Source organism: Prevotella sp. HMSC077E09 (genome assembly GCF_001814685.1).
GTDB lineage: Bacteria > Bacteroidota > Bacteroidia > Bacteroidales > Bacteroidaceae > Prevotella > Prevotella oris.
Genome location: NZ_KV817592.1, coordinates 85,789 through 110,212 on the forward strand (window position 1 = coordinate 85,789; position 24,424 = coordinate 110,212).

At 44.0% G+C, this 24,424-nt stretch carries 25 protein-coding genes; 10 read left to right on the forward strand and 15 right to left on the reverse strand.

Annotated features, from left to right (window positions below):
- Positions 1-331: 331 nt before the first annotated feature.
- Entirely contained in the window at positions 332-622 is a 291-nt protein-coding gene (locus tag HMPREF2983_RS11655; RefSeq protein ID WP_004372302.1) for a DciA family protein, read from the reverse strand.
- A complete protein-coding gene (locus tag HMPREF2983_RS11660) occupies positions 622-1,722 on the reverse strand; it encodes a DNA replication/repair protein RecF (protein WP_070668597.1) in 1,101 nt (366 codons plus the stop codon). Before HMPREF2983_RS11660 ends, HMPREF2983_RS11655 begins: the two co-directional genes overlap by 1 nt.
- 163 nt (positions 1,723-1,885) lie before the next feature.
- On the opposite strand from HMPREF2983_RS11660, the gene HMPREF2983_RS11665 reads away from it, so the two are divergent.
- The 3 genes from HMPREF2983_RS11665 to HMPREF2983_RS11675 are packed head-to-tail and all read left to right on the forward strand — an operon-like array spanning position 1,886 to position 3,451.
- Positions 1,886-2,584, forward strand: coding sequence for a tetratricopeptide repeat protein (locus HMPREF2983_RS11665; RefSeq protein ID WP_004372298.1), 699 nt, complete (start codon positions 1,886-1,888; stop codon positions 2,582-2,584).
- A gap of 1 nt (position 2,585) precedes the next feature.
- The gene (ribH, locus tag HMPREF2983_RS11670) at positions 2,586-3,062 is read left to right on the forward strand and encodes a 6,7-dimethyl-8-ribityllumazine synthase (protein WP_070668600.1); all 477 of its coding nucleotides are present in this window, start codon (positions 2,586-2,588) and stop codon (positions 3,060-3,062) included.
- Between the two features lie 8 nt (positions 3,063-3,070).
- Positions 3,071-3,451 (forward strand): hypothetical protein, encoded by a 381-nt coding sequence (locus tag HMPREF2983_RS11675; RefSeq protein ID WP_070668603.1) that lies wholly within the window; start codon positions 3,071-3,073, stop codon positions 3,449-3,451.
- 207 nt (positions 3,452-3,658) lie between these two features.
- On the opposite strand, the gene HMPREF2983_RS11680 is transcribed toward HMPREF2983_RS11675, so the two are convergent.
- Entirely contained in the window at positions 3,659-4,144 is a 486-nt protein-coding gene (locus HMPREF2983_RS11680) for a ferritin (protein ID WP_004372288.1), read from the reverse strand.
- Positions 4,145-4,257: 113 nt separating this feature from the next.
- The gene (locus HMPREF2983_RS11685) at positions 4,258-4,842 is read right to left on the reverse strand and encodes a DUF4738 domain-containing protein (protein ID WP_083316822.1); all 585 of its coding nucleotides are present in this window, start codon (positions 4,840-4,842) and stop codon (positions 4,258-4,260) included.
- Between the two features lie 164 nt (positions 4,843-5,006).
- Here HMPREF2983_RS11685 and HMPREF2983_RS11690 point away from each other — a divergent pair, with 164 nt between their 5' ends.
- Positions 5,007-5,681 carry a DUF4230 domain-containing protein gene (locus HMPREF2983_RS11690; protein WP_070668606.1) on the forward strand — a complete coding sequence of 225 codons (675 nt, stop codon included), beginning with the start codon at positions 5,007-5,009 and terminating at the stop codon, positions 5,679-5,681.
- Complete coding sequence (locus HMPREF2983_RS11695; RefSeq protein WP_070668609.1) at positions 5,671-6,309, forward strand: DUF4230 domain-containing protein; 639 nt, start codon at positions 5,671-5,673, stop codon at positions 6,307-6,309. The genes HMPREF2983_RS11690 and HMPREF2983_RS11695 overlap by 11 nt, the downstream gene beginning before the upstream one ends.
- A gap of 1,091 nt (positions 6,310-7,400) precedes the next feature.
- Here the strand turns inward: HMPREF2983_RS11695 and HMPREF2983_RS11700 are convergent.
- From HMPREF2983_RS11700 to HMPREF2983_RS11710, 3 genes are read right to left on the reverse strand one after another with little or no spacing between them, the layout of a single operon-like run.
- Positions 7,401-9,872 carry a glycoside hydrolase family 2 TIM barrel-domain containing protein gene (locus HMPREF2983_RS11700; protein WP_070668612.1) on the reverse strand — a complete coding sequence of 824 codons (2,472 nt, stop codon included), beginning with the start codon at positions 9,870-9,872 and terminating at the stop codon, positions 7,401-7,403.
- Positions 9,873-10,166 (reverse strand): DUF5110 domain-containing protein, encoded by a 294-nt coding sequence (locus tag HMPREF2983_RS11705; protein WP_070668615.1) that lies wholly within the window; start codon positions 10,164-10,166, stop codon positions 9,873-9,875.
- A 29-nt stretch (positions 10,167-10,195) separates the two neighbouring features.
- Positions 10,196-11,206, reverse strand: coding sequence for a LacI family DNA-binding transcriptional regulator (locus tag HMPREF2983_RS11710; RefSeq protein WP_070668617.1), 1,011 nt, complete (start codon positions 11,204-11,206; stop codon positions 10,196-10,198).
- Positions 11,207-11,429: 223 nt separating this feature from the next.
- On the opposite strand from HMPREF2983_RS11710, the gene HMPREF2983_RS11715 reads away from it, so the two are divergent.
- Positions 11,430-11,705 carry a hypothetical protein gene (locus HMPREF2983_RS11715; RefSeq protein WP_070668620.1) on the forward strand — a complete coding sequence of 92 codons (276 nt, stop codon included), beginning with the start codon at positions 11,430-11,432 and terminating at the stop codon, positions 11,703-11,705.
- An 81-nt stretch (positions 11,706-11,786) separates the two neighbouring features.
- Here the strand turns inward: HMPREF2983_RS11715 and HMPREF2983_RS11720 are convergent, their stop codons facing one another.
- From HMPREF2983_RS11720 to HMPREF2983_RS11745, 6 genes are all read right to left on the reverse strand, one after another.
- Positions 11,787-12,425: a helix-turn-helix transcriptional regulator gene (locus tag HMPREF2983_RS11720; protein WP_070668623.1), complete on the reverse strand. Its 639-nt coding sequence runs from the start codon at positions 12,423-12,425 to the stop codon at positions 11,787-11,789.
- 113 nt (positions 12,426-12,538) lie between these two features.
- Positions 12,539-15,064: a DUF5686 family protein gene (locus HMPREF2983_RS11725; protein WP_070668626.1), complete on the reverse strand. Its 2,526-nt coding sequence runs from the start codon at positions 15,062-15,064 to the stop codon at positions 12,539-12,541.
- Positions 15,065-15,095: 31 nt separating this feature from the next.
- A complete protein-coding gene (locus tag HMPREF2983_RS11730; protein WP_070668629.1) occupies positions 15,096-15,794 on the reverse strand; it encodes an HAD family hydrolase in 699 nt (232 codons plus the stop codon).
- A gap of 41 nt (positions 15,795-15,835) precedes the next feature.
- Entirely contained in the window at positions 15,836-16,756 is a 921-nt protein-coding gene (locus HMPREF2983_RS11735; protein ID WP_004376850.1) for a CDP-alcohol phosphatidyltransferase family protein, read from the reverse strand.
- Complete coding sequence (locus HMPREF2983_RS11740) at positions 16,753-17,547, reverse strand: ATP-grasp domain-containing protein (protein ID WP_070668632.1); 795 nt, start codon at positions 17,545-17,547, stop codon at positions 16,753-16,755. The genes HMPREF2983_RS11735 and HMPREF2983_RS11740 overlap by 4 nt, the downstream gene beginning before the upstream one ends.
- Positions 17,544-18,266, reverse strand: a complete 723-nt coding sequence (locus tag HMPREF2983_RS11745; RefSeq protein WP_070668635.1) for a sugar phosphate nucleotidyltransferase — start codon at positions 18,264-18,266, stop codon at positions 17,544-17,546. Before HMPREF2983_RS11745 ends, HMPREF2983_RS11740 begins: the two co-directional genes overlap by 4 nt.
- A gap of 353 nt (positions 18,267-18,619) precedes the next feature.
- On the opposite strand from HMPREF2983_RS11745, the gene HMPREF2983_RS11750 reads away from it, so the two are divergent.
- A complete protein-coding gene (locus tag HMPREF2983_RS11750; RefSeq protein ID WP_070668638.1) occupies positions 18,620-19,117 on the forward strand; it encodes an RNA-binding protein in 498 nt (165 codons plus the stop codon).
- Positions 19,118-19,211: 94 nt separating this feature from the next.
- Here the strand turns inward: HMPREF2983_RS11750 and HMPREF2983_RS11755 are convergent, their stop codons facing one another.
- A complete protein-coding gene (locus tag HMPREF2983_RS11755; protein WP_004372244.1) occupies positions 19,212-19,649 on the reverse strand; it encodes a GatB/YqeY domain-containing protein in 438 nt (145 codons plus the stop codon).
- A gap of 110 nt (positions 19,650-19,759) precedes the next feature.
- The gene (locus HMPREF2983_RS11760) at positions 19,760-20,539 is read right to left on the reverse strand and encodes a GIN domain-containing protein (RefSeq protein WP_246829408.1); all 780 of its coding nucleotides are present in this window, start codon (positions 20,537-20,539) and stop codon (positions 19,760-19,762) included.
- Between the two features lie 150 nt (positions 20,540-20,689).
- Between HMPREF2983_RS11760 and HMPREF2983_RS11765 the strand changes: the two genes are divergently transcribed.
- The 3 genes from HMPREF2983_RS11765 to HMPREF2983_RS11775 all read left to right on the forward strand — a co-directional run bounded on the left by HMPREF2983_RS11765 (position 20,690) and on the right by HMPREF2983_RS11775 (position 24,422).
- Positions 20,690-21,394, forward strand: coding sequence for a DNA alkylation repair protein (locus tag HMPREF2983_RS11765; protein ID WP_070668644.1), 705 nt, complete (start codon positions 20,690-20,692; stop codon positions 21,392-21,394).
- Between the two features lie 609 nt (positions 21,395-22,003).
- Positions 22,004-22,945: a serine O-acetyltransferase gene (locus tag HMPREF2983_RS11770; RefSeq protein WP_004372232.1), complete on the forward strand. Its 942-nt coding sequence runs from the start codon at positions 22,004-22,006 to the stop codon at positions 22,943-22,945.
- Positions 22,929-24,422, forward strand: a complete 1,494-nt coding sequence (locus HMPREF2983_RS11775; protein ID WP_070668647.1) for a THUMP domain-containing class I SAM-dependent RNA methyltransferase — start codon at positions 22,929-22,931, stop codon at positions 24,420-24,422. Before HMPREF2983_RS11770 ends, HMPREF2983_RS11775 begins: the two co-directional genes overlap by 17 nt.
- Positions 24,423-24,424 lie beyond the last annotated feature (2 nt).

Here is a 24,424-nt window from a genome sequence, read left to right on the forward strand (position 1 = left end):
TGAAAGCCTGATGATTTTTCAAGTCCCCAGAAACGATTTCAAAACTCAAAATCAACTGGCAATCAACTACTTACAAATAGCATTCTGATTTGCGTCAAGTTAGCGTGTAATCTGCATCAAATCATCATGCCATCTGCGTCAAGTTACGCGCTGACTTGACGCAAATCAGAAACTAAAGTAATGCACATTGAAAAACGATATCATTCACACTGCTTTTTCATCTCAAAAACACAGCCTTGCTTTTCCCAACAAAACGCAAATGAAAACCATATGAAATGTCTGACAGAAACGTAGGGAAAGAAAGGCGAGACACAAGCTCATCGCCTGTTGGTCAATAGAACTTGATGTCGCTGATGATGAAGCTTCCCACCTGACTGTTGAGCCGTTGCACCAACTTTTGACGCATCATGCTGAGATCCTGGCGTAAAGCGGGATTGAGAATCTTTACAAACAGCGTCTGATTCTTAATGAACTTATCACCTGTATAACGGGCTACCGTGGGACCAACCACCGCATCCCATGACGCAATCAACCGCTTCTGCAGGAGCGGAGTCTCAAATCCTTCCTTGCGAAGTACGGTCTGAAGGATATCAGCCAATGATTTTACGTCGCGCTTGAACATCAGTCTTTCAATTCAATTTCACCCTTGTTAACCGAGAAAAGCCTGTAATCGAAGTCGCCATTAGCAAGAATTCGGTCAAGATGATCACGGTTGGTGTCGGTAATAAAGATTTGCCCGAAACCCTCTCCCCCCACAAGTTGCACAATCTGTTCAACGCGGTCGGCATCAAGTTTGTCGAAGATATCGTCGAGAAGCAGCAGCGGAGTGCTGTTCGAAGTATGGCGAAGGAAATCGAATTGTGCCAGTTTCAAGGCCAAAGCATAAGTCTTGTGCTGCCCCTGACTGCCCTCTCTCTTCATCTGATAACCATCAAGAAGCATCTCAAGATCATCACGATGCACGCCATGAAGTGAGTAGCCCACTGCCCTGTCTTTATAGCGGTCGCGCTGTATGGTATCGAGCAGAGAGCCGCGCTGTCCATGCGAAATATAATTCAAGGAAACCGTTTCATGCCCACCGGAAATATGACCGTAGATGTTCTGAAACACCGGAACAAGTCGCTTAACGAAAGCATCACGCTTCTGATAGATAACTTCTCCGTTCATCGCCATTTGCTCTTCCCATATCTCAAGCAGTGCTTTGTCGGGCTCATCCTCCATTTTCAACAACGCATTACGCTGCTGCAAAGCCTTGTTATAGGCTGAAAGAGCCTCAATATAAGCATGGTCATACTGTGAAATCACAAGGTCGAGAAGGCGTCTGCGCTCCTCACTTCCCCCCTCAATCAAAACAGAATCCGAGGGCGAAGCAAACACAAGCGGTATCAAACCGATGTGCTGTGACAGTCGGCGATACTCCTTTTTGTTGCGCTTGAAGTGTTTCTTCGTGCCACGCTTCATACCGCAATAGATCCGCTCTTCCTCTCCTTCATCCGTTGTATAGTTGCCTTCAAGCACCAGGAAATCCTGATTATGCATGATTACCTGCGAGTCAATGGGATTGAAAGCACTGCGACAAAACGAGAGATAATGCACTGCATCAAGCACGTTTGTCTTGCCAACCCCATTGCTTCCTATAAAGCAGTTGAGTTTCGGAGACAATGAAATTGTTGCCTCACGGATATTCTTATAATTGAGGATTGAAAGTCTATTGAGTATCATAATCTTGCTTGCAAAGTTACCGTTTAATAGCTGAAAAACGAAAAAAAGAATGAATAAATTTCAATATGTGAGAATATTTACGTAATTTTGCGACGGTCTATGCCTCCCTATAAAAGGGAAGAAACACCGCAATTTGAGAAATAAATAAAAACAACAAATAACAATGGCAAACAAAAATGAACAGGGAGTGCTCGACAATGAGACTCTCATCAAGTCGGAAGCTTTCTTTGATAAGAACAAGAAAGCTATCATCATTGCTGTCTTAGCAATTATCATTATTGTAGTAGGTGGCTTCCTTTACAAGGCTTATGTGGCTGAACCACGCGAAGAAAAGGCCAGCACTGAACTTGCAAAAGGCCAGGAATACTTCAATGCTGAACAGTTTGACAAGGCTCTCAACGGTGATGGTGCAGGCTTTACCGGCTTATTAAACATCATCAACAACTATGGAAGTACTGATGCTGCCAATTTAGCGAACCTCTATACCGGCCTCTGTTATGCCAACTTAAATAAATGGAACGAAGCTGTAAAGTATCTTGATGAATACTCTCCTGCTGATGATGCCATGGTAAGTCCGGCTGCCGTAGCAGCTCTCGGCAATGCCTATGCACATGTTAATCAGTTGGATAAGGCTGTCGACAACCTCAAGAAAGCTGCTGACATGGCTGACAGTGAGGGCAGAGACGGCGTCAACAACTCGCTTTCTCCTACTTTCCGCCTCCAAGCTGCAATCCTTTTGGAGAGCCAAGGAAAGAAAGATGATGCACTGAAAATATATCAGGACATCAAGAAGAAGTACGTAAACTCTGCGCTTGTTCAGAGCCAGGAGATTGACAAGTACATTGAAAGAGCATCAAGATAACATGGCAACTGAATTACATCATCTGTCTGATTACGACGTCAACACGGTGCCCGATGCAAGCAACATGTGTTTCGGTATCGTGGTGGCCGAATGGAATCCGGAGATTACTGATGCCTTGCTTGACGGTGCAATAACAACACTGAAGAAGCACGGGACACTCCCGGAGAACATCCATGTGAAGACAGTTCCGGGAAGTTTTGAACTTATCTACGGTGCGCATCAAATGGTGTTGCATGGTGGTTACGATGCTGTCATTATCTTAGGAAGCGTTATTCGTGGTGAAACTCCACACTTCGACTATATCTGTCAAGGCGTAACCGAAGGCATTGCACGCTTGAATGCCACGCAGGAAATCCCTGTTATCTATGGTCTTCTGACCACCAACGACCTGCAACAAGCACAGGATCGCAGTGGCGGAAGACTGGGAAACAAAGGTGATGAATGTGCTGTTGTCGCAATAAAAATGGCTAAGTTCTAAGCAATAAGATGAAACTGCACCAATTGTTACAAGCTTATGAGTTCGATGAACTCATGCCGGTAATCAACGAAATGTTTCCCGGCACAGCCAAATATCGTGCACCTTTGAAGGTCGCTTACGACATCATGGTCGGTATGCGCCCTGTTTCTTCGAGCAAAAGTATTCGCTATAAGCTCATCAAAGGCAAGGGAGAAGAACAGTATATGGGGGCCGAAGATGCCAATTTCAATGGTACTTGGGAAGTTATTCTCGGCAAAGAAGTCTCTCGCGAGAAAGGAGTTGACCTCAGTGATGTAGAGATTTTAGCCAACTGTTTAGTCAACATGTGTTTCATCAGCAAGTATCCTCGCCAGTTTGAAGAAGCACACAAGGCGCTCTTGAAAGAATAAAACGAACATTATCTACATAGAAAAAGAGATGAAAGTCGATGCTTTCATCTCTTTTTTTGCTGTTATACCCCACTCAACGGACTATAAATCATCAGAACAAATCTAAAACCTTATAGCTTAAGAAACAGAAAGACAGCATCCGCTCTTGGGCAAAATGCTGTCTTTCAACTATCTTTCGGGCATCCTAAAAGCCCGACTGTTCATTGCTTAGTCTTGGCGACGGCCATACTGTTCATCAAGATTGAACAGAGAACTATCACCCATTCGCTTAATACGGTCTACGATTCCGCTTGCTGTAGCCTCTTCATCTACCTGCTCACGAACAAACTGCCAGAGGAAATCCTGTGTTGCATTATCTCCTTCTTTCTGTGCTTGAGCGAGCAAGTTATTAATGCTTTCACTGATCTTACACTCGTGGGCATAAGCATCTTCGAATGCATTGAGGGGACTTTCCCATGTTTTCTTCACGGCTTCAATAGTGTTCACCTCAGCCGTTCCACCACGTTTGATGATGAAACTTGCCATTTGATAGGCGTGATCCATTTCCTCTGCACTCTGCTTTTTCATCCAAGTAGAGAAGCCATTATAGCCTTCTTTCTCGAAATAGAAAGACATTGAAAGATACAAGTTGGCTGAATAAATCTCGCAGACAATCTGATTGTTGAGTGCTTTCTCAAGTGAATTTGAAATCATAATCTATATTTTTAATTGTTATCTGATGAGACAAAGATACATAAAAAACAGGTATCTTATGCTCAACAAACCATTTCTTAGCTTTTTTTATCTATTCACTACGCTCTTTATTCCTACATTCCTTCTTTCTCTGCAAGGTCGACTTCCGAAGCCTCATCACTTCCTGTGTCAAGCTGAGTATCCTTGGATATGGTTATTCTACCCTGACGTGACACCTTCATCAGCAATGGGATATACTCATCACTCATTTTATCCGGCGAGCCAACACTTGCTGCAAACAAGAGATTATCGCCCTCGGCACGGTCAAGAACAATGCCTACGAGAGCACCGTTTGCATAGGTTTTCCCTACGTAGGAACTGAAATCAGACTTCGTAAACGTACGGTTGAAGAACTCACTACCGTCAGCGCGCAGAATACGCACAGTAATCCGGTTGTCATAATACTTAGTATCGCCATCGGCTATAACCGGTAATGAAAGGTCAGCCACACGCTTTGTCTCAACCGTGTAGACTGTTCCTAACCATTCAACTTTACGGCTTTGTGCATAATCACCGGTCTTCATAATCTGGCGATGCGCTGCAGCTACGGGCTTTTTAGTAATGATAATGCCCGTATTCTTCTTCTCCTTGCAACTCGTCAAGATAAGCACGGCAACGCAAAACAACAACAAACTATAATATTTCTTCATCTCTTTCATTTTTTATTATGATGCAAAGATAGCGTAATTCTGCCAAATAACAAAGGGAAATAAATGTTTTACAAACTTATCACTACAAATAAATAAACCATGAAAAAATGCGGGAAAAACGAATATGGAGCATTTTTTTATTATCTTTGCAGTATCTAAACTCCAACTGATTAATGAAAAATAAACAGTTCATCTATACTCTTCTGCTACTCCTATTCATGCTTTCAGGCTGCAAAAAAGGTAAGCAGGAACAGACGCAAAAGGCCATTGATACCATTCCAATGCTTATCAATGAAGTGCAAAAGTGCTCCAAACTGTACACCGTAGAATACAGACTTCACAAGATTATCACCCATAATGACCAGAAAACTATTGAAGGGAAGCTCTTCAATCAGGATATCAATATCGACATTCCTATGACAAAACGCAGGATAGCCATACCGATGGACGCCACTGTGAAAAGCTATATTGACTTCTCAACCTTTAGTGAAAAGAACGTCAAACGCAACGGAAAGAAGATTGAAATCACGCTTCCTGACCCGCGTGTCACGTTGACAAGCACGAAGATTGACCATGAACAAGTGAGGAAGTTCGTCAACTTCACACGCTCCGACTTTACAGATGCCGAACTTTCTGACTTCGAACGTCAGGGACGTGAACAGATATTGAAAGCTGTTCCACAAACAGATATCCTTGAAAATGCCCGCATCAGTGCCACAAGGATCCTCATTCCATTACTTCAACAGTTGGGATTTTCCGAGCAAGATATTACCATTCATTTCAGAGACGACCTGCACAGCAGTGATATCCCGACACTGATTGACAAAACATTTGAGCATGGAAAATAAGAAACAAAATACATTTTGGCACATCATCTTCAGTCGGCTGTCTGCCAAAGCCATTCTGATGATAACGCTTATCGTGGTTCTGCTGATAACGATAACCATTGCCATACGCTGGATAACAAACGGAACAAGTCTGCATATCAAGCAAAACAAACAGATAGACCTTACTCCGACACTGATCAAAAGCATTGAAGAAATCGGCGAATGGGAGTTTCTACAGCTGACCGATGAGGAACTCATAGACACCGTGAAGCATGGTTTCTTCGGCGACAGTGAGCTTGCACGCATCTATTATGGCACCTTGAGATTAGGCATCAACCTGCATCAAGCGCCTCCTGGCTGGATAGTTCAAGACAAAGATACACTCAGACTGTCACTTCCTCCCATTCAACTGCTCGACCAGGACTTCATTGATGAAGCACGCACTAAAGCTTTCTTTGAGAGTGGAAAGTGGACAGAAGCCGACCGCAAACAGCTTTATGAACGTGCATACAGCCGCATGAAACAACGCTGTTTAACGCCTGCAAACATAGCAATCGCACAGGCTAATGCCCGACAACAGATAGAAAACATGATGAAAAGCATGGGCTTCAAGAATGTAAAGACTGGCTTTGAAACAGACAACAAATAACAAACAAAAGGCCCGATAGCATCACGCTATCGGGCCTTCTCTCACTAAATCAACAAAATTAACTGTCCCCTTTACGGGCAATTTGTAATCAAATAATTAATCTACCCAAACACAAAAAAACTTCAAAATTACCAAAACACTTAAAACCTAAATATATATGTAACCTATTGAAAACCATGTTTAATTGCTCTTGCCGATATCACTACCGACTTGAAAAGCCGTCATTCATGAAACGACAGCATGTCTGAACGACAATACAAAGATAAAACTAATCTCGCCTGTTCATTCTATATTCCTGCTTTTCTTTGACAAATCAGTGAGCAAACGTTTGCACAAAACAGCATGAGAAGACTGAAACAAAGAAATTACAATCGATGAACAACACCATATTTTGTAAATAATATCACCCTGTTTTTAACACTTCCGAGTGAGGCCTTCTATGAAAAAGCAGGGGAAGAAAACAGCAGTTATTCCGCAATCTTGGGAGAGTAAGCACATAATTCGAGGCACTAAGCGTTGTGATTTGACGCAAAACACGCTGCTATTTGCATCAAATGACGCACTCAGATGAGGCAGATAACGAGGTAATTCGATTGGAATTGCATCATTTTTTCACATGATTTTGCTTCCTTTTCTGGCTTAAAATCCGTAACCATTTGATAGACAACAGCTTACAAATCAGCTAAAAACAGATGTTATTCGGAGCGAGGAAAGCTTTCATTTCAAATACGCGAGTATAGCGAAGGCATTTGTAAATATACTTGAAAAGAATTAACATATAATCCGTTTCCCAAGCAACGGCCCTGTACGCCAATGCCACCAATACTATCTTCTCTATGATACAGTCTTCTTAAATGCCATACCTGCACGGCTGTCTACACCGGAAAAGTAAAACACAAACAGCTTGATAAGCTACTATCTACAGCTTACAGACCGCAAAAGGGGAAAGCCTTTTCTGACTTTCCCTATATAAAAATCATAAATCTTCAAAGCAAACAGAGTGCTGCTCCGAACGAGATGAAGAGATGAAAAAACAGCTTTCTGCATGAAAGGAACATGAAAGTATCTCCTCAAATCGTTCTGCAAACAAACTATTTCTTACTTTCCAACAAGACCGTATCTGATTTCAAATCAATGCCACGCGCCTTGAGTTGCACCTTGCCTTCATGCGCATTCATCTTCACAACAACCATACATCGGCCAAAGAATGCCTTTCGTTTCGTATCCTTGAAACGCTCCATAGAGGTCTGACAGCCATTATCTACGCCGACAATCTCACCATTTCCTTCTGTTTCGAAATAGAGCTGATGCTCTGCCCAAGGGCAACGCCGACCGTCCTTATCAACAACTTCTGCCTCAACAAAAGCCAAACCGCCGGGTTTACAGATGCCAGTTTCAACTGTCAAACGAATGTGATCGGGTGCTCCTGCCGTATGGATTTCTTCCTCACGCACGGCTTTTCCATGCTCATAAGCAACGACTTTCACACTCCCCAGCTCATAGTTTACGCGCCATTTCACATGAAATTCATTTGGTTTCTTTTGTTTCAGGCCCTGACTTTTGCCATTAACGAACAATTCAACAGCATCGGCATGATTGAAATAACACCACATATCAATCTGCTGTCCGGGTAACCAGTTCCAATGAGGAAACAGATGTAGCACCGGTTTCTGCGTCCACTCGCTCTGATACATGTAGTAGATATCCTTCGGAAATCCAGCAAGATCAATGATACCAAAATAGCTGCTGCGGGCCGGGAAGCCATAAGGTGTAGGCTCACCAAGGTAATCCCATCCCGTCCATACAAACTGTCCGCTCACGAAATGATTGTTCTTAACCACATTCCAAGTGCTTTCGTGCGTGCTACTCCATGAAGCGTGCATGTTATCATAGGCACTACACATGAAAGTTGGATTGGAGTAAGGAAGCCACCACTCCTCCGGTGCTTTATAGACAGAGTCACTTGGCATCATATAAAAACCTCTTGTCTGGAGTGCAGAAACAGATTCTGTCATGATAAAAGGCTTGCCGGGAAAGTTCTTGGGCACATCTTTTATATTCTTTATATGGTAGTTATAGCCTATCAGGTCTAAGGCATTGCTCTTGAAGAGAAGGTTTTCGGGCGACGGTTCATTGCAACCTGCCGTCACAGGGCGTGTCGGATCAAGTTGCTTGATGATGTCAACCAAGCGTTTTGTCAGTTGCGAATTGACATTCATCTTGCCATCATCAGTGCTGTTTGGAGTAATGGCATGTCCTGCATTGAGAATGAGATTAGCCTCTTCGGGCGACAATTGATCAGCGTCGGCAGAGTCCCATTGCTCCAACACTTCATTGCCAATGCTCCATATCATGATACTCGGATGATTGCGGTCACGCTTCACCAAGTCGGAAAGGTCGCGCTCAAACCACTGGTCAAAATAGCGGGAATAATCGTATTTTGTTTTCTTTCGATGCCACATGTCAAAGCTTTCATCCATCACAATGAAGCCCATGGAGTCGCAAAGTTCAAGAAGTTCGGGAGCAGGAGGGTTGTGTGAGCAGCGAATGGCATTGCACCCCATGTCTTTCAACAGTCTTAATTGGCGATAGATAGCGTCACGATGCACAGCAGCTCCTAAGCAACCAAGGTCATGGTGATTGCAAACGCCATTGATTTTCAGGTTCTTTCCATTCAGCCAGAAGCCTGTTTGAGCATCGAAATGAAACGAACGAAAACCAAACGGCGTATCATAGCAATCGAGAACTCTACCACCTTGCACGATTTCCGTACGCAAAACGTAACGATAAGGACTGTCTATTGACCATAGTTCCGGCTTATCTACCTGCATATTCTCCTCGAAAACAGCAGGCTTATTGGGGTTAACCGTCAGCTTACGCAGCACTGTTGACACGACCTTCTGTGCTGAATTGAGCACGATATTGCGCACAGTTACAGTCTCAGAACGGCTGCCTTGATTGTCAATTTTAATCTCGGCGCAGACCTTTCCGTCTGTTGTTGCCCTGACAAACGTACCCCAATGTGCCACATGCAGCGCATTGGTCGTCACTAAATAAACGTGACGATAGATGCCACTTCCACTATACCAACGGCAATTCGGCTGCTCACTGTTATCCACTCTGACTGCCATCACATTGTCTTTTGCCTTGAGATACGGTGTAAGTTCATAGCGATAACTGATGAAACCATAGGGACGTGTGCCCAATAAATGCCCATTCAAATAGACAGAAGCATTCATATACACGCCGTCGAAATCAATAAAATAATGTTTATTCCGGTCATATGAGGGCACATCGAAATGCTTTCGATACCACGCAATGCCTCCGGGCAATGCGCCACCTGTGGCTCCTGACGGATTAGTTGCCTGGAAATCGCCCTCAATAGACCAGTCATGAGGAAGCGACAAGCGTCTCCAAGCGTTGTCATTAAAGTTAGGCGACGACATCGTTACCGAGTCCTGTAACGCAAAAAGCCAGTGATTGTCAAACAGTTTACGGTCAGCAGCAGAGGCTGTGACCGTAAAAGACAATGCAACAAATAAGAAAATAGATTTCAGTTTCATTTATTTCAATTTAATTTTCAGTTTCTTTCCCGTGTAGTTTACAATTCGGCCATCTGCTTCATCAATATTCAATGCATCCACTTTCAAGTCAGGATGGCGATAGACTACCTTGAAACGGCGCACTTTCAACATGCCTTCAAAGCTGCCACTCCGCTCTCCTATCGTGAGTGTCTGCGTTTTGTCGTCATATAAGAAAGGAATGGTGGCATACTTTCCCTGTTCATAATTATAGTTTGTTCCTTCATCTTCATAAAGTGTAAAACGTCTGTTTTTTCCACCATATAGATGTAACATGACTGTTTCTAAGCAGTTGAGGGAAGCCGTTATTTCTCAGAACTTTCCCTGATTTTCAGTATCATAGGGATGATTTCCCTATAGATGTGCTGGTCGCCACCGATATGTCGCAACAGCAGTTCACAGCTTTTGGAGCCTTGTTCGTGTGCCTGATCCATAATCGCACTAAGCTTTGGGGTGACAAAAGCAGCCGAGTCACCATCGGTGAAGCCTATGATTGCAACATCATCGGGTATGCGCAAACCACACGCTTTGATTGCATCGAAGGCGGCATAGGTGATGATATCGTTGAAAGCAAGAATGGCATCAGGACGTTTCTCGCTTTGAAGCAACTGCAAAGTAGCCTGCCGTGCCTCGTCAAAATCAATTTTCCCACACAACACCAAATCGCGATCTATGGGCAAACGATGGTCGCGCAAGGCCTCAAGATAACCGTGCTTGCGCCGCTTCACCATGTCAAGGTGGCTTGGCCCGCCAATGAAGGCAATGCGTCGGGCACCTCTTGCAATGAGATGGGAGGTAGCTTCCTGGGCTGCCTCATCACCGTTGGCAACCACCTGAGAGAACTTTTCGGGCAGACAGGTACGGGCGAAAAACACGACGGGGATGTCCATTTCGTGGAGTTGGAGATAGTGCTGATAGTCCACCGTGTCTTGCGCCAGACAAGCTATGATGCCCTCCACATGCATGGAAATGAAGCTTTCAATGGCTTTTTCTTCACGCAGATGACTTTCATGACTGTTGGCACTGATGACCGAATAACCATTTCGCGAGGCATAATCCTCTATGCCGTCAAGCACCGAAGCATAGTAATGGGTGACGAGATTAGGCACAATCACACCTATCACACGTGGTGCTTCCCTGCGCAAACTCTGTGCAAAAGGATTGGGGCGATAGTTCATCTGCTTGGCCAAAGCCTGCACCTTGGCTTTCATTTCATCCCCAACCTCATGACTGCCCCGCAAGGCTCGCGACACCGTGGCCATGCTTACACCCAACACTTCGGCCAGATCTTTCAAGGATGTCCTACGCTGTTTCATGCTAAAAACTTATGCTTCTTTGTTTAACTTTATAGCTATTCAGTGACTACAAAGATACAAATAAAAGTAAAACAGCAGAAAGAGATGAGTGAAAAAAAGACAAAAAGCAAGATAAAACCTTTCCCGTTGACTTCTCAATATGTAAAGAAAGATTGCTAAAAAAACAGGTCTTGAAAATCGAGCAAATAGAAATGAAAGCGCTGAATGAAAGCCATTTTAAGACATGAAGAATGGAAAAACGAGCCAAAATTCATCACATTGTCTCACGATTTGCGTCATATTACCACGCTATATAGGTCAAAACACAGTGCCGTTTGAGGCAAAACAAGAGGTGATTCAAGTCATTTCAGCACCTGATATGACGCAAAATGCAACCAAATTTCACGTTATTTCTTCTCGCTTTTTCTATGATTTCATCTATCCGTTTGATAGTCAAAGCATTAGCAAACAGGCTCAAAACTCGCGTATTTCCAAACAGAAAACTCTGCGTTCAGAATAACTCAAGCATTTGAAAGCTTTTGTAAAATAAAATCAGAAGATGCCAACCACAGATACATATGCAGAGAGAGACTCCGGAAAATCAAATGTAATACTCTGCAGAATCAACCAAACCGGCTCGCAAGGCATATTTTGTGGCTTCATGAATAGTGTTGACACCAAGCTTACGAAAGATGTTCTTGCGATGTGTATTCACTGTATGGAAGCTCGAAAACCGCTTTTCTGCAATCTCACGCGTAGTCATTCCAAGGGCTATATCCTTCAGTATTTCGTTTTCTGTAGGTGTAAGTTTGGCGCGATCTGACGCAGTTTCCATCGGCACAAGCAACATTTCGGCCATTCGTTGACAGATAAAACGGCGCCCACGAACGGCATAATCAAGCGCTTCGCGTATCTCCTGAAGACTGCATTCCTTTAGCAAGATACTGAAACGCGGTGAAGTTGCAATGAGCACCCGCACGAAATCAACGCTCAAATCCTCGCAGAAGAGCAGCCATCTTGCTTCGGTGAAACGCTCACTCAGTATGGAAAGCTCGGCAGCATCATTGATATCAAACAGTGTATAGTCGAGAACTATCACCCGATTGCCGTCATTCTGCAATGCCAGAAGCAGTTCGCTCTTGTCTTCGACATACTTCGTGGTCACGCCATTGAAATCACTAAGAACATACACCAAGCCTGCCCGAGTGATGTCTTGCTTATCAGCTAAGAGAATTTCCATACCTTATTGATTTTCATACAAAGTTAAATAAAACGGCAGAATGCAAGAAACATGAAGCTAAGAAGCTGATAACCGACAGTCCTTTCCATAGGGGAACCAACATTTCCAGCAGCTCAGAACGTCACGCGAAGCATGAACCTGACACCATTTTTCTTGGCTGTCGGGAGGGTATTATAATTACAACGGTGCACATACTCCACGTGAAGAATCTTGAAAATGTTATGAAGTCCGGCCACAACTTCCACATAAGGGCGCTTCGGATCCATGACATAACTGCCTTCGGGGAAGCTCCATAACACAGGATCGCCTGCATTTGCCAGCAACGTTGGATTGTTCTTGTCTGTCAGTTTGCCCCAAAGTGTCTTCACTCCGATATACTCACGCCATTTAAGTTTCTTCAACAGAGGTATCCTGTTGAGGAGTTTTCCATTCAAATCCCAGCTCACATCAAGGCTCGCATAGCGGTCGTTAAGGAATTCCATGTTGTTAATCATGTTGAAAGTCTCCTCTTGTACGATGTAACTCAAGTTAGCTGCGGGCATAATCAGCAGTGGGAAAGGTACCTTGTTCCATTGAGCGCCGGCCTTTACATGGGCATCTATCTTGCCCCATGAGTTCATCCAGAAGCGCTTATAGATAGCAGCCTCGGTGAAATTATACTTATAATCGCCACCAAGGAACTTGACTCCCATCGAATGTCCGAAGGTAAACACGGGCGCATCAAGGTTGACCGGAATACGACGTTGCTTCGTGTTGATATATGTTCTGCCCGGAGCGAGTTGGAAATTCACGCTCAGTTCGGTTGTTCGCAAAGTCTTCACAGGAAACAGGAGTGCCCCCATTGGCTCGTCTTCCTCGGTCTTCACGCCAATGACTGAACGCAATCCCCACTCCGACTCCCATTCAAACTGAAGCTGTTGACGGTTATAGAGCATCATCTTATCAACTTTCGCCCACTTGAAAGCAGTGAAAACATTGTCCTTATCTGTACGCATAAACTTGTCGGAAGGCGACATGATATCATAGGTTGAGGTGAAAGTCAGCGTGCGTTTCGGGAACTCTCGCGGCAGATAGTCTTTCTTGTTGAAAGAGTAAGTCACCTCACCTTTATAATAATTGCGATGACTCTTCCAGCCATGAGCATAGTAACCGGAGAAGAACCAATGCTTGTTGAGGTTGGCAGTTGTCTGTGCACTGACGCGTGTTCGCAGCCCATCAATGAAGTTAGAGGTAAGCATGGTGTTGATTGGGCCTATATCCACCTTGCCGGGATGGTTCAGATCGCCCGTTTCAACAAAGTTTTCTATCAGTGCTTTTGCCCCGAATATGATGTATTTGAAGCCTTTCAACTGCTCTATTCTGTGAATGAATGCCTGCATTTCTCCCTCACTCTTAGTGAGTTCCACCGTGCGATACTGGTTCCAGAAAGCCTCATCGCGCATCATTGCATTGGCTTCCCGCCGTGTAGAAGCCTTGCCTTTGAAAAGTTGTTTGGGCAGTTCGTCAAAGGCATAATCGCTTAATCGCGTCGTACGTACAATGAGTGCTTTCGACATGAAGTCAGTAACTTTCAGCTCTGCCACCATATCATCAACACTCAAAGCCCATTCGCCATTCGGCAATTTGGTGTATTCCTGCGTCAGTTTCAGGTTTTCAACAAAGTTAACATCACTTCGCTGAGGTATTGAGAAGTCGCATCTTTTCAAATGAAGTGTGGAGTCTGCCAGAATATATAGTTCTCCTCGGAAGCCAAAGTCCTGCTGGTTGTTGGGCAAGAACTGCAGATGATAGCAGAGATCATGGTCTACATAGACCGTATCTTCAATGTAGAAACGATAGAACGAAATGGCATCCTTGCCGATAGGACTGGTAAATGGGTACTGAAGTAGACGCACCTGATCGTCGTAAAGGTCGACATCTGTGAAGACATCTTTCATGACCGTATTGAGAATATCACCCGTTTCAAACAACTGGTTGATGCCGTTGGTCTGTTGTCCCAATATGATATCCTTCTCGGTTTTGGGGTTCTTGCGATACAGATGCTGGGTAACGGTTTCATCAACCGACAGGGGGAGTATCAGTTTATGATTGTAAGGGCTGGTTTCTATCTGGTCAATGAGCCATTGTTTATTGGCGAAAAAGCCGCTATCTATATCGACAGGCTGAATGTCATTGACTGCCATTGTAATCTTCTGATACTTGTTATACTGATAAAAAGCATGGTTGTTCAAGTCTGTTTTCTTCTTGGCAGCAATCACACGTCTCATCAATTCGACCGCAGGATTATCCTTTCTGCTGTATCTGTTGCGCTTACTCTTTACAACAACTCCTTTCAATGTGCGCGTGTCAGACTTCAACTTAACATTCAAGAAGGCTGTCGAGCCTGGCTTTATGGTGTATTCCTTGCTCTGATAACCTACTGCACTGATGGTCAATATCCACCCCTCATGACGGTCAATCGTAAACTTTCCACTTGCATCTCCACTCACTGCAATGTGGTGACCCTTGTAGGTTGCACTCGGATATGATATGGTATCACCGGTCTGGGCATCGATTACGACACCTTGTATCTGTGCTGTTGCCGACAAAGATGCCGTCAAAAGCAACAAAAGACCTAATATATATTTCCTGAAAATCATATATCTCTCTACCTAAATTATAATGTTATACCTATAAAAGTTGGGCGATATCCGTGATAATCCTATTGGGTATCTGCTCGTCATACTGCTGTTCTGTCCAACCTTCTCCCCTGAACCACACCGTTTGGCAACCAATCTCATGGGCCGGTTCGATATCTTTATGGAAACTATCTCCAACGACAATGACTTCCTCAGGACGTAATCCGAGCCGCTCTACACCTAATCTATAAATTCTTGGATCAGGCTTTCTGATACCGACAACAGCACTTTCGACAATGTCACTGAACAGATGAGCAAGTCTGAATTCTTTCAAAACGGCACCTACATTGCCGTAGAAATTACTCACAAGCACCATAGGATAATGCTCATGTAAACGTTCTAACACCTCGCGACTGTGTGTGGTTGTTGCAACCACTCGAGCATAAACATCTTGCAAAACGGCCTGTTGAAGACGACAGGATGTTGTCTCATCAACATTCAATCCTCCTTGCCAGCTGAGATATTCAAACTCCAAACGCAGCTTCACTTCAAGCGTTTTGTGAAACGTATCATCGGGCTTTATGAGCGAAGTTCTGCCCAAAGTGCGTTCTCCATAGACATAGGCTTCACGGAAATGAGCTTCATTTACGGGCACTTGCTGACGCTCATAAGCATGCCAAAGCACTTTTCCCCAATGCTGACCGGCAGTATCAAGCGTTGCACCATAATCGAAGATATATCCTTTTATCATTGCTTTTAATTGTCTTAAAGGGTAATTTCTACGTGTAAAACCTATGCTATTTCCTTGCCAAGTGACTCACAAAGCTGCTCATGTGTGCGGTGCATGTGAACATACATGGCACTCATGACGATGATTTCAAATAGCGGATAGAGCCAAGCATGGTCACTTAAGCAGGCAATATAACAGACAATGGCCCGCAAGTTGAATGTCAAGAGGTTGGTATATTTCATCAATGGGCGCGAACCTGCAAGGAAATGCTGACGCAATTCCTCGTCTTTTGCACTTTCATTCCATTTTTTGAAGAACTTCTGGAAAGCCGGAGTACGCTTCTCCTGACTGTGACAATACTTTGCATAATTGGAGTAAAAGAGTCGGTCCCAGAATGCACCTTGCTCAGGAAGTGCCTTCAATGTTTCGATTTGCTTTTGATAACTGTCAAGTTCACTGCCCTCTTTTCCCTTTAAAAAGAACAGATGTATCTGCCTATAATAATCCGCCAAAGAACTTTGGGGAGAATGACAAAGGAAGCCTGCAACGCTGCAAAGTATCCAACTTCCTATGCCCCAATTGACATCTGTGTAAGGAATTTGCTGATGATAAAGGCGCATTGCAATGGCACAGTAAATGAAAACAAACCATACATCACCTGAAAACCCATCGAGCATTCGGCCTATCAGCGTTTTCTTTCCAGCGAGACGAGCCATCTGTCCATCGGTAGAATCACAGAAATTGGCCAGCATCAACAATATCACTCCTATGAGATTATGCGTCAAATCGGTGTAGTAAAACATGCAACCTGCCGCCGCTCCTAAGATAATTGATAATATAGTAATGACATTGGGATGTATATTCAGCTTGTTCCATAACAGTGCAAACACCAGTCCTATAGGGCGAGTGAAGTGCACATCCAACCATTCTTCCGTATCATCCGACTTGAAAGAAGCTCGTAACAACTCTTTGAAACTACTCATAAATGTTTGTTTATTTTGTTCTTAATACGTTTAACAATGGCCTCAGATGCCTCATCCCGACAGCGGGAAAAGCTCGGCCAGTCGTTGAAATCAATGATATAGAAAGCTCCCGAGGCCGTAATGATTGCATCACCACCATAGACTTCCACTCCCGTGAGCATCGCAATGGCCTCTGCCGTAGCCTGCAATCCTGTAACATCAAAGCCATAATGCTGTGCTTTACCATTCATTTCTTCGTCTCCGAACTTGGATATTCCGTCGTCATTAGGATAGAAATAGCGAAAGAAACCACCCTGAACAGCATAGAACTTCACTAAATCACCCGGCACATGTGCCTGAACAATCCAGTTGGTTATACCCCGAAGAACGAATGAAGCCTGCTGTTCGGCCAGTTCTGCACGGTCTTTACAATAGACCACATCACCTTTATGCTGCGCTGACATGTCACCTCTTTTGAGCCAATAGCCGTCACTTCCTTCTGAATTGGGCATAGGAATACCCTGCTCCCGCAAAGCAACATCAAGCAAACTACGCTCGCATCGTTCAACCCCGTAGGCCGAATTGATAACCAACGCGCCATTATCTTCCTTTGTTTTCAGCAGTTCAAGCGTCCGCTTATGCCGCGCCATTGACACATATACATCGGCATCTTCTGCTGCAGAAAACCGTGTTTCATCAATCATTCTGACCGATGTGCCAAGACCGTCCATGACTTGTTGCAGTATAATTCGGTCTTTTTCTATCGAGTTCGGCGAGAAGATTGCATCACGCCTTATTGCTAACAACTTCATTTCAAGAATGCTTCTGCCTTCAATATATCGTCAGCATGATCCACATCCATTATCTTAAAGAAACGGTAAGCCTTAAGTTTTCGGCCATCACGAATAAGTCCACGTTGGAAGTTTCGCATGCGACTCTCACCTCGTTTCATACAATCATCGAGCGTTGCAAAGGCAGAAGGCGTCAAACCATAAATGCCCCCGGAGATGAATTTGCATTTTCTTTCGCGATCATCATCCAAGAACCCCGTGATATTCATGGCCTCATCAGTATCTACATAGAGTGGTTTCTCATCATCAATAAAATCAGTAACCCCCATCAAACCCTCGCTTCCACAGGCCAACTGCTGTCTGAATGCACGCATATAGGCTGCAAATTCATCCTCCTTGAATATCGTATCCACCGTCGTCATCACGAAAGGAGCGGGCTTCATGACCTTACTTAACTCGTAGAAACTATGCATTGAGCTTGGTGTTGTCTTCACAATGAAGTTCAAAGGGACTGGTCTTCCAACAAGACCATCCTCTTCCAAATCAAGCAAATGACGACTTACTTCCGTGGTCAAAGCATTACATATCACTGAAATCTGCTCTGCTTCATTGTCCATGAAAATACGTATCAGACGGTCTATCAACCGTTCATCTCTGACTTTCACCAACGGTTTAGGGGACTTTATGCCCTCTTGTGCCAGACGAGAGCCCTCTCCTGCCGCTATAATTGCATAATTCATTCAAATCAATTTGTTGTACTAATATGCCACAAAATTACGCAATATATATGAAAAGTAGAAAACTTTTAATTACTATTTTGTTTTATAAACAGATGAAGAGTCTATGAAAACCAACGAAAACAAGCAGGATTTCATCAAGCTTTACAATAAAAGGAACGAAGCATGGCTTTGTCAAATCATTCCGCTTGAAGATATACATGAGAAAGGTTTCCAGACCATTTGAGATTGCAATCCCTTTCTTTTCATCTTGCAATCACAATTTAGCAAACAGCTATTGTGAGACTCATGAAAAAGTCTTACCTTTGCAACGAAAATCCAATAAAAAACATATTAAATCATTAAATATCACACTTATGGACACAAGTATGCTCATTTATCCTCTTTTAGTGTTTGTCATCGGATTTGCAGCCATGATATACATGAAGACAAAGGGACGCAACACAAAAGGTAATTATGTAGTGGCCGGACGCCAATACATAAAGAAGTTCTACCCTAATCTCGATGTTCAGCAATATGAAATCGTAGAAGGCAAGATTACTTACAGTATTACAGCTGTGCACATTCCCGTGCTCATCGCCTATAACCCAAGTGAGCTTTATTTGTTTCCCGTAGTCCGTAACATGACAGGTACGAAGCTCAACACCCCCGAAGGCTTAGAAGAACACAACGAACATATACCCGTCTTAAGTATTCAACAAATTGGAATAACAGAAAAGGGAGATAAAATGGCTTTCGTTGTCAGGGGAAAAGAAACCGTAATCAACTTCAGCAAGCGCAACTCTTTCAATGAAAATCAAAGTGAAGAAGTCAGTAACTTCTTGACAACGATGGCTCAAGCAGCCGACAACTAATAGGTCTTTGAATTTCAAAGATTGAGGTTTGAATTTTAAGATAGCCTTTCATCTACAAGCCATATCCTAAAGTTCAAACCCCAATCTTCAAAGTTTAATGTTTAATGTGCTTGCGAACAAGCTCTGAAACAGTCTTTCCATCCGCAGCATTCCATTTGGCTTTCACTTCTTTTATCACGTTCCCCATCTGCTTCTGCTCTATACCATCAGGATATGAAGCAACGATGAAAGCCTCTATTTCTTCGTCTTTCGGAGCTGCAGGAAGCAGCGCTTCAAGTATCAAGTATTCGTTTCTTTCATTCTCGGCGAGGTCATTCCGGCCCGCATCAGCATACACTTTTTCAGACTCTTTGCGCTCTTTCACCATCTTACGGATAATCTGAATCTCGGCTGCATCATCTAAAGTCTTGGCGTCTTTTGCAGTATTGAATTTCAGAAACTCACTTTTCAGAAGGCGATAGACAGCAGCCTTTTCTTTCTCACCCGACTTCATCGAAGTCATAATCATCTTGTTGATTTCCTCGTTATACATGGTCGTTTATATTTAATTTGAAACTTCAGTTCATTTCCAACACCTGCAAAGATAGAAAATAATCAGCGAAAATGACCTCTAACGACTGCTAAGATAGTTAAAAAGACATTTTATTTGATGTTGACATTATACAGCTCTTTCGGCCTGTCATCATTGTTATCGTCATATTTAATCCAATGTCTGCACGTGCCTTTCAGCACAACATTGCCAGTTCCGTCAACGGATGTAGTGACCGTTCCGCAGTCTTTCACCCTCGCACGGATATCACCTGTGCCATCAATCGACAACTTCACGTCGGGCACTTTGACCATCGACAGCTTGATATCGCCCGTGCCATCGAGTGACGCATTGACCGACATTGCCTCGAGATAACCAATGCGAAGGTCGCCTGTTCCGTCTACAAAGCCCTTGAAATGATCGCAGACCAAAGTGTCGATCTGTATATCCCCAACGCCGTCGATTGTGGCAGATAAGTAGTCAGTATCAATCTTCTTGGCCTTGAAATCAGATACACCTTCCACCTTAAGTTCTGTCAAATCAGGGCCACTTACATAGACATCCACACCACTCCGCTTGTTTCCAAACAGGCTGAAATCATCTTTTTCCTCCATCTCGATAATGAGTTTGTCGCCCTTAAAGCTTACCCGCATACGCTCAACCTCGGCTTTTGGGCCCACAAGACGAATGCTCATCGAGTCTGATTGCGTATAGATAATATCACCAACCAAGTCGGCATCAATCTTCGAAAAATATTGAGCCTTGAGCACACGTGTTACTCGTGGCCCGTTAGATTTACCCATCATGGCACGCATTTCACCCGAACTTACATGACAAGAAGACAAAAACAAAAGCCCAATGGCCCAGAACAAAAACAAAGAGATACGTTTCATAAGCATTTTTCTAATTATTATTCCTACCATTTAGACGCAGCACATGCATGAAAAGTTGCAGGAGAAAACAAAATAAGATAAAATTACTTCAAACATCAGAAAATACAAAGAAAAAGCCGTAACTTTGTTTCCCAACAGACAATAAGCAACATGAAAGCCATTACTACAATGATTACGGCAGCGCTCAATGAGCGCTCTTCAGCAGAGAAACGTGAGATTTTCCCCCGCTTTTTCAAAACCGGGAAGGGTGAATATGGCGAGGGTGACAAGTTCATGGGCGTCACTGTGCCCAATGTGAGAGCCGTTGCGAAGTTGCATAAAGACATCACACACGATGAAATCAAAACCTTGCTGACGAGCGAATGGCATGAGGTGAGACTCTGTGCACTCCTCATCATGGTGGAGAAATGCCGGAAAGCAGATGACAACGAGCGGCAGAAACTCTTCAATCTCTACCTCTCACAAACCCGACATATCAACAACTGGGACCTTGTAGACCTATCCGCCTGGCGCATTGTAGGGGTATATTTGCTTGACAAATCACGCGAAATCCTCTATAAGCTCGCACAAAGCAGCCTGTTATGGGACAACCGCATCGCTATCGTCTCTACCTTCGCATTCATCCGTGAAGGTCAACTTGAAGACACCTATGCCCTCTGCGACATCATGATGCAACATCCCCACGACCTCATGCACAAGGCATGTGGCTGGATGCTTCGCGAAGCGGGAAAGCGCAATCCGCAACGCCTTTACGACTATGTAGCCCAGCATCGCCACGAAATGCCGCGCATCATGCTCCGCTATGCCATAGAGAAGTTCTCACCCGAAGAGCGTAAAGCCCTGATGAAACCATAGAAAGAGCGAGGTAAAAGCAGTTAATGTTTTTTAAGAAAAAACTCAAAAATACTGACAACTTCAATCTGAATGTTTTTCAACAAAATTCAGTTGATCATCCAACTCGCGTCATTACAGCGCACAACCTCTGTTGAAACACCTTGCCATCTGCGTCAGATCATCACGCAATTTGACGCAGATTACAAGGCCGTTTCATGTGATTTTACAGGCTTTCTACTGTTTTTCATGGCATCGCATCATACATATAACGAAAAAAGGGAAAGCCCATGAAGACTTTCCCCGACACAAAGATAATCAATTTCAGATGCGAATGCAAATCTAATACGAAAGTAATTTACAAACAGAGCCATCCAACTCACAAAGCTTCCACAAGGAAACAGATGTTGATTTGATTATATCTCATGGAGCATTGGAAAGCTGTTTGAACCATATGGACAGAACCGTTGCCCGATGATTGCCACATAAACAGTCGGCCTTCATCGGGAAAAACACCCCCCAGCTGCATTTGATTGTTTTTTAAGAATATCACTTAAAAACTTCAACTTTACTTTTGTCTTCTTCAGTTTTTTACTATCTTTGCACATAATATATATTGAGACAAAGAATGAGATGAGTAATTTGGAACTGACTCATGTTCTGACACAGACCGTAAGCGAGCTTTCGAAGCCTGACTCTTTCAAGGGTTTGTGCCATCATCATCGTGACGGTTATCCGTTACCTTCGGGCAAGGCGCTCGAAGAAATCATCGATTTGTCGCGCGCTATCATCTTTCCTGGCTATTATGGAAAGTCGAATATCAACACACAGACCATTAAGTATCACATCGGAGTCAATGCCGAACGCTTGCAAAAGCTGCTTTTCGAACAGATTTTGGCAGGCCTCTGCTTCGTTGACATGTGTGAAGAGCCCGACTATGATAAGTTCATGGAGCGTAGAAAACAGGCCGAGACAATCTCTATTCAGCTTATTTCAAGGCTGCCGGTCATACGCAAACTGCTCGCCACAGACGTAGAAGCAGCCTACAACGGAGACCCCGCAGCCGACAGTTTTGCCGAAATCATTTCGTGTTATCCCGTCATCAAAGCCATGACCAACTATCGCATTGCCCATGAACTCCATGAGATGCAGGTGCCGCTGATACCGCGAATGATGACAGAAATGGCCCATTCTGAGACAGGTATTGATATTCACCCGGGTGCACAGATTGGTGAATATTTCACGATAGATCATGGTACAGGTGTCGTCATTGGCGCCACCTGCATCATCGGCAAGCATGTAAAGCTCTATCAAGGTGTCACGTTGGGAGCCAAGAGTTTCCCACTCGACAAAGACGGAAAGCCCATAAAAGGCATTCCACGTCACCCCATATTGGAGGATAATGTGGTGGTCTATTCCAACGCAACCGTGCTGGGTCGCATCACGATTGGCAAGAGTTGTGTCATCGGAGCGAATACATGGGTGATGGAAGACATGCGTCCCAAGACCAAGAAATACAAGAAAATCAAGAAAGATATAATAGATATTCAATACAACAATGGAACAGGAATTTGAACTCATAGCCAAGACTTTCATGGGACTTGAACCCGTTTTGGCTCAGGAGCTCACCCAGTTGGGTGCCAACAATGTACAGACAGGCCGTCGAATGGTGTCGTTTACAGGTGATAAGGAGATGCTGTATCGGGCCAATTTCCAATTGCATACGGCCATCAGAATCCTCAAACCGATAGCTCACTTCAAAGCTCGCTCGGCAGAAGATATGTACGATGAGGTCAAAAAAATAGACTGGAGCCAATATATAGAGAAAGGAAAAACCTTCAGTGTAGACTCTGTTGTCTACTCCGAAGAGTTTCGCAACTCGCGCTTTGTCACCTATAAAGTGAAGGATGCCATTGTTGACCAATTTCGCGAAAAGACCGGAACAAGGCCGAATATCAGTGTCAGCAATCCCGACATTCGCCTCAACATACACATTGCCGAGGACGATGCTACGCTGAGCCTTGACTCAAGCGGTGAGAGTCTTCACCGTCGCGGATACCGTCAGGAAAGTGTAGAAGCCCCGCTGAACGAGGTTCTTGCAGCCGGAATGATACTCATGAGTGGCTGGAAAGGCGATACAGATTTCATCGATCCTATGTGTGGTTCGGGGACGCTTCTCATTGAGGCAGCCCTCATTGCCCGTAATATCAGCCCAGGAGTATTCAGGAAAGAGTTTGCATTTGAAAAGTGGCCGGACTTTGATCAGGAGCTTTTTGACAGCATATATAATGATGATTCCCAGGAGAAAGAATTCACACACCATATCTACGGCTATGATGTTGACATGAAAGCTGTCAATACTGCACGTCTGAATGTCAAGGCCGCAGGACTCTCACAGATAGTAACTGTGGAACAACAAGACTTCAAGGATTTCAAGAAACCTGCCGAAAAGAGCATTATCATCACAAATCCTCCCTATGGAGAACGCATCTCTACGTCCAACCTTTTAGGCACTTATAAAATGATAGGTGAACGTTTAAAGCATGAATTCGGAGGCAATGAGGCTTGGGTTTTGAGCTATCGTGAAGAGTGTTTCGACCAAATAGGGCTGAAACCAAGCATCAAGATACCACTCTATAATGGCAGTTTGGAATGTGAATTCCGCAAGTATTCGCTCTTTGAAGGCAAGATGAAAGAGTTTCGTGCAGAGGGAGGTATCGTGAAGACTGCTGCTGAAAAGAAGGAAATGGCACAGAAACACCGCTTCAAGAAGAACCGAGAATTCACCAAACGACTCGATGAAGAGAGCAGCAATGAAGAGGGAGATATCCGCAGTTTCACCTTCCATAAGCATGAGATTGAAGGCTTCGACAACCGCAAAAAGCGTGGTGTGAGAGAGCATGATAATGGTCGTGACAACGACAGAAAGCGTGAGAAACGTAACAATCGCTTTGGTGGACGCGATGAAAGAAAGGGTGGAAAGCGCTTTGATAAAGGCGGGAAACGCAGCGGTTTCAGTAAGGGAAGAGCCCATTTTGACAAAGAGGATTAAAC